The sequence below is a fragment of the Streptomyces sp. Isolate_45 genome (genome assembly GCF_024721315.2).
Lineage (GTDB): Bacteria > Actinomycetota > Actinomycetes > Streptomycetales > Streptomycetaceae > Streptomyces.
This window is the reverse complement of record NZ_JANFAK020000073.1, coordinates 35,519-41,518: the sequence shown is the minus strand read 5'-3', so window position 1 is coordinate 41,518 and position 6,000 is coordinate 35,519. Positions and strand designations below refer to the sequence as shown.

General features: G+C 76.4%; 2 protein-coding genes. Both read left to right on the top strand.

Going from position 1 to position 6,000, the window contains the following annotated elements:
- The first annotated feature begins 189 nt into the window (after positions 1 to 189).
- On the top strand, positions 190 to 1,839 hold the full coding sequence (locus tag NOD94_RS22915; protein ID WP_281207929.1) for a glycoside hydrolase family 20 protein: 1,650 nt from the start codon (positions 190 to 192) through the stop codon (positions 1,837 to 1,839).
- 222 nt (positions 1,840 to 2,061) lie between these two features.
- Positions 2,062 to 5,865: a helix-turn-helix domain-containing protein gene (locus tag NOD94_RS22910; RefSeq protein ID WP_281207928.1), complete on the top strand. Its 3,804-nt coding sequence runs from the start codon at positions 2,062 to 2,064 to the stop codon at positions 5,863 to 5,865.
- Positions 5,866 to 6,000 lie beyond the last annotated feature (135 nt).

Genomic DNA, 6,000 nt, shown 5'->3' with positions numbered 1-6,000 from the left:
CCAGCGCGCGGGGGGGGGGGGGGGCCGCGCGCGCGGGGGGGGGGGGGGGGGGGGGTTGGGGGGGGGGGGGGGGGGGGGGGGGGGGGGCGGGCGCGCCCCCCCCCCACAGCCCCCAGGCGGCCTCGCCCCCCGGGTCGCGCGCCCGTGTCCCCCGTGCCAGGTTGGTACAGGGGGAAATGCGGGCACACCATGCGACAGACGACCGGGAAGTACGGCAGAGGCAGGACCATCGCGACGGCAACGGCCGCCGCCCTGGTCACCCTCGCGGTGCCCGCCTGCTCGGCCTCCTCGGGGGCCGGGCCCTCCGCGCCCGCCGGCTCGGGAGCCGCCGCGACCACCGGCGCCCCCGCCGTCACCACGGGCGCCGCCCCCGATCCGACGCCCCCGCCGGACTCCTCGTACCCGATGTCCACCGCGCCGCTCACCGTCCCGGCCGTACGGGAACACGAGCCCGCGCGGGGCCCCGGCTGGAAACCCGGACCCGGCTCGCGGGTGGTCGTGGCGCCCGCCGACAGCGCGGCCCTCGCCGACGAGGGGAAGCTGCTCGCCGGCGAACTGAAGCTGGGGTACGCGGAGTCCGACGAGGTGAGGTCCGGCGACGTCGAACTGGACCTCGGCGCGAAGGGATCCGGCGCCGCCGAGTCCTACACCCTCACCGTCCGGGACGGCCGGGTACTGATAGCCGGCCCCGACCAGGCGGGCGTCTTCTACGGCACGCGCACCCTGAAACAGGCGGTACGCGGCGCCGGGTCCGCCCCGGAGGGCACCGTCAAGGACGCCCCCGCCAAACCGCAGCGCGGCCTCAACCTCGACATCGCCCGCAAGTACTTCGCCCCGGAGTGGATCGAGGCCCGGCTGCGCGAAATGGCCGACCTCAAGCTCAACCAGCTCGGCCTGCACTTCTCCGACGACCAGGCGTTCCGGATCCAGTCCGACAGCCATCCCGAGATCGTCTCCACCCCCCACCTCACCAAGGCCGAGGTCCGCCGGATCACCGCGCTCGCCGCCCGGCTGCACATCGCGGTCGTCCCCGAGATCGACTCGCCCGGACACCTCGGCGCCGTCCTGCGCGCCCACCCGAACCTGCAACTGCGCGACGTGCGGGGCAAGGCCGTCAAGGGCGCCGTCGACATATCCGACCCGGCGTCGGCCAAGCTGGTCGACGAACTGCTGCGCGAGTTCATCCCGCTGTTCCCCGCCGGAGCCTGGCACCTGGGCGCCGACGAGTACCAGGCCCTCGTCGTCCGCGACCCGCAGGCCTCCTTCCCACAGCTCGCGGCCGCCGCCCGGCAGCGCTACGGACCCGCGGCCCGGGTCCAGGACCTGGCGGCGGGCTGGCTGAACGACAGGGCCGCGGTGGTCCGCCCGTCGGGCAAGGCCCTCAAGGCGTGGAACGACGGCTTCTTCCGCGGGGGAGTGGTCGCGGCGGCGCCGGACATCCAGGCCGAGTACTGGACCGGCAAGGAGATCGGCGCGCGGCCGCCGCTGGAGTACCTCGACGAGGGCCGCAAGGTCGTCAACCTCAACGACGAGTACCTCTACTACGTGCTCGGCGAGCCGAACCAGTTCACCTACCCCACCGGCCGCCGGATCTACGAGCAGTGGACCCCGCGGGTCCTGCGCGGCACCACGGCCGTTCCCGCGCGCTACGACGCGCAGATACTCGGTGCCCGGCTCGCCATCTGGGCCGACCTGGCCGGCGCCCAGACCCCCGCCCAGGTGGCGGCCGGGATCCGGCTGCCGCTGGCCGCCCTGTCCCAGAAGGTGTGGGACGCGCGGCCCCCGCAGCAGCCGTGGACCGGTTTCCAGGCCCTCGCCGACCGCCTGCGGACCCCGTAGAACCCGAACCCGCCGCCCCGCCGACGTCGCGTACGTCGGCGGGGCTTCACGAGCCTCCTGACCCTACGGAACCGCGGGTCCCACGACCGGGATGCGCTGCGCTACCCCCTGCCCGGAGTTCCATGCCGACGCCAAGCGGATTCAGCCGAACGGGTGGGCGCGCGGCGCGGGGGCCTCGGGCGCCTCGCTAGCGTGGGCCGCCGGATCTCAACGGAGGCGCCCATGGACGCACGTGACCCGTCGCCGGACGGAGCCGCAGGGTCCGCCCCGGCCGCAGAAGGCGCCGCCGGGCCGGCCGCGGACTTCGGGGCGGCGCTGCGGCAGGTCAGGACCGAACGCGGGCTGTCCCTCTCCGCGCTGGCGCGGCTCATGCACTACAGCAAGGGCTACCTCAGCAAGATCGAGAACGGCACCAAGCCGCCCACCGCCGACCTCGCCCAACGCTGCGACGAGGCGCTCGGGGCGGGCGGCGCGCTGGCCCGGCTGGTGCCGGACACCGTGCCGCAGGCACGCAGACCGGAGGCCGAGCCCGCGGCCTGTCCGTACCGGGGCCTGGCCGCGTTCGGTCCCGGCGACGCCGACTGGTTCTTCGGACGGGAACGGGCCACGTCGACGCTGCTGCAACGGCTGGCGGGACAAGCGGGCAAGGGTCCCCTGGCGGTGGTGGCACCGTCGGGCGCCGGCAAGTCCTCACTGCTGCGGGCCGGGCTCGTGCCCGCCCTGCGGCAGGGCGGCGCCGGGCCGTTCGGCGTCCGGGCCCCGCGCGTGGTGCTCTGCACACCGACGGCCCACCCGATGCGGGAGCTGGCGCGGGTGCTGGAGCCCACCGCCACACCCGCCCGGCCGGCGCCGTCGGAGGGCGACTCCGCGCCCGACGGGGCCCGGCTGGTCCTGGTCGTCGACCAGTTCGAGGAAGTGTTCACGCTGTGCCGCGACGAGGCACAACGGCGGACCTTCATCACCGCGCTCACCGAACTGTCGGCGCTCTCCGGCGGCGACACCGACGCCCCCGCCCTCGTCGTCCTCGGCCTGCGCGCCGACTTCAGCGGACGCTGCCTGGCCCACCCCGAGCTCGCCGACGTGTTCACCCGCGGCCTGTTCGTCCTCGCCCCGATGACCCCCGAAGAGCTGCGCGCGGCCATCACCCGCCCCGCCGAGCGGGCCGGGCTGCTGCTGGAACCCGGCCTGGTGGAACTGCTGGCACGGGACGCCGGGGCGGAGGACGGCACCCCGGCGGGTTCGGCGGGCGCCCTACCGCTGTTGTCGCACGCCCTCCTGGTGACCTGGGGCGCCCGCTCGGGCCGCACCCTCACGGTCGCCGGGTACGAGGCGACGGGAGGCCTGCGCGGCGCGGTCGCGCGCACGGCGGAGGACGTGTTCACCGGGCTCGACCAGGCCGGGAAGGACGCGGCCCGGCGCGTGCTGCTGAGGTTGGTGCAGATCGGCGACGGGGACGTGGAGACCCGGCGCCGCGTCGAGCCCGACCGGCTGCTCGCGGGGCTGCGTGACGCGGGCGCGGCGGGCGCCGCGCTGGACGCCTTCGTACGGGCCCGCCTCGTGACGGCCGGCGAGTCCGCGGTGCGGATCACCCACGAGGCCCTCCTGCGGGCCTGGCCCCGGCTGCGCCGATGGATCCACTCCGACCGGGCGGGACTCCTGCAGCGCCAGCAGCTCGCCGACGCGGCGGCGGCCTGGGTGCGGGGCGGCCGGGACGCGGAACTCCTCTACCGGGGCAGCCGGTTGGCGGCGGCCGGGGAATGGGCCGAGCAGCAGGACGGCCGTGATCCGCCGGGCCCCTGGGAGGGCGAGTTCCTCGCCGCGAGCCGGGCCGCTGAACACGGACGGCGGCTGCGGTCCCTGCGCCGGGCGCGGACGCACCGCAGGCTGCTGGTGACGCTGGGCCTGCTGCTGGTCCTGGCGCTGACCGCCGGTGGACTGGCCTTCCACCAGTGGTCGCGGGCGGTGGAGGAACGACTGGTCGCGCAGTCGCAGGCGCTGGCGGTGCGCTCCGGGGCGCTGGCGTCGGGCCAGCCGGAGGCGTCGATGCTGCTGGCCGTGGAGGCGTACCGGACGGCCCCTACGACGGAGGCGCGCGGCGCGCTGCTCAGCACGCAGGCGCAGGCCTTCACCGGCCGGCTGTCCGGACACACGGGCCCGGTCAACGGGGTGGCCTTCGCCCCGGACGGCAAGCTGCTCGCGACGGCCAGCGCCGACACGACCGTACGGCTGTGGGGCGGCGCCGGCCACCGGCAGGCGGTGGCCACGCTCACCGGGCACGGCGGGCCGGTGCTGGGGGTGGCCTTCGCCCCGGACGGCCGGCTGTTGGCGTCGGCGAGCGCGGACGGGACGGTCCGGCTGTGGCGGCTGCCGGAACGCCAGCCGGTGGGCACCCTCTACGGACACGGCGGCGGGGTCCGTTCCGTCGCCTTCTCGCCCGACGGCACGACCCTCGTGTCGGGGGGAGTCGACGGGACGGTACGCCTGTGGGACACGGCGTCGGGACAGCCGCGGAGCACGCTGCGCGGCCACACCGACGCCGTGCACGGGGTCGCGTTCTCCCCGGACGGGCGCCGGGTGGTCTCGGGCGCCGCCGACCGCACGGTCCGACTGTGGGAGGTGGCCGACACGGGCGCGGGCGCCGGTACGGAAGAGGTCCTCGAAGGGCATGACGACGGGGTGCTCGGGGTGGCCTTCGCACCGGACGGGCGCAGCGTCGCCTCGGGCGGCGCGGACCGCACCGTCCGGATCTGGGACGTCTCCGGGCCCGGCCGGCCCACGGCGACGGAGGTGCTGCGCGGGCACAGCGACGACGTCAACGCCGTCGCCTACACGCGGGACGGCACCACCGTCGTCAGTACCAGCGGCGACGGCACGGCCAAGCTGTGGGACACGGCCGGACACCGGGTCACCCAGGTCCTCGCCGGGCACACCGACTACGTGCTCGCGGTGGCGGTCGGACCGGACGACCTCCTGGCCACCGGCGGGTTCGACCGGTCGGCGGTGGTGTGGGACCCGGGCCGGACCGCGCTGGTGGTCCGCCCCTTCGCCGAGGTGTGGCAGGCGGCGTTCGCCCCCGGCGGGCGGCTGCTCGCCTCGGCGGGCGCGGACCGGGCCGTCCGCCTGTGGGACCTGCGGCAGCGCCGCCCCGCCGGGATGCTGACCGGGCACCAGGGGGCCGTCTTTGCCGTGGCGTTCTCCCCCGACGGACGCCTCGTGGCGTCGGCGGGCGCCGACCGCACGGTCAGACTGTGGGACTGCGCCCGGCGGACGCTGCTCGCCACCCTCACCGAGCACGGCGGGTCGGTCTTCGCGCTGGCGTTCTCACCGGACGGCCGGACCCTCGCGTCGGCGAGTGCGGACCGCACGGTGAAACTGTGGGACACCGCCCGACGGGCCCAGCTGAGCACCCTGACCGCGCACCAGGACTTCGTCAACGCGGTCGCGTTCAGCCCGGACGGACGGCTCCTGGCCTCCGGGAGCGACGACCTGACGGTGCGGCTCTGGGACGTCGCCGGGCGTTCGCCGCGGACGGTCCTGCGCGGCCACGGGGGCGCCGTGCGGAGCGTGTCCTTCAGCTCCGACGGAGAGCGCCTGGCCAGCAGTGCCAACGACGGCACGGTCCGGGTGTGGGAGCCCGCGTCCGGCCGTTCCCTCGCCACCCTCACCGGGCACACGGGCGCGGTCCGCGCCGTGGCCTTCGGGCCCGACGGCCGGGTCCTCGCCTCCGGAGGCATCGACGGCACGGTCCGGCTGTGGGACGCGGTCGGGTTCCGGCCGGTCGCCACCCTCGCGGGACACGGCGGGGCCGTGTGGGGCGTCGCCTACGACCCGTCCAGCGGGAGGCCGGCGAGCAGCGGCACCGACGGGACCGTCCGCTTCTGGTCCGTCGATCCGGGCGGGCGGACGGCCGCGATCTGCACCCTGATCGGGGATCCGACGCCGGGGCGCTGGCGTTTCCTGTTGCCCGGACGCCCTTACCGTCCGCCGTGCGCGTCCGACGCCCCCGCCGCCGGCCCGCGAGGCTGACGGCGGGTCAACGTGCCTGGTGGGAGGGGGTTTCCCGAAGGTTTCCCGTTTCCCGTCGCGGTGGGCGACCGTGGGTTCCTCGACAGGCGGGGGTGCCGGGGCACAGTCTCGGAGTGCCCGGCGGGCCGGTGGAGA

What these genes read in the sequence shown, in the direction of transcription:
- NOD94_RS22915 (WP_281207929.1), top strand. Translation starts at nt 190, where the DNA reads ATGCGACAGACGACCGGGAAGTACGGCAGAGGCAGGACCATCGCGACG.
- NOD94_RS22910 (WP_281207928.1), top strand. Translation starts at nt 2,062, where the DNA reads ATGGACGCACGTGACCCGTCGCCGGACGGAGCCGCAGGGTCCGCCCCG.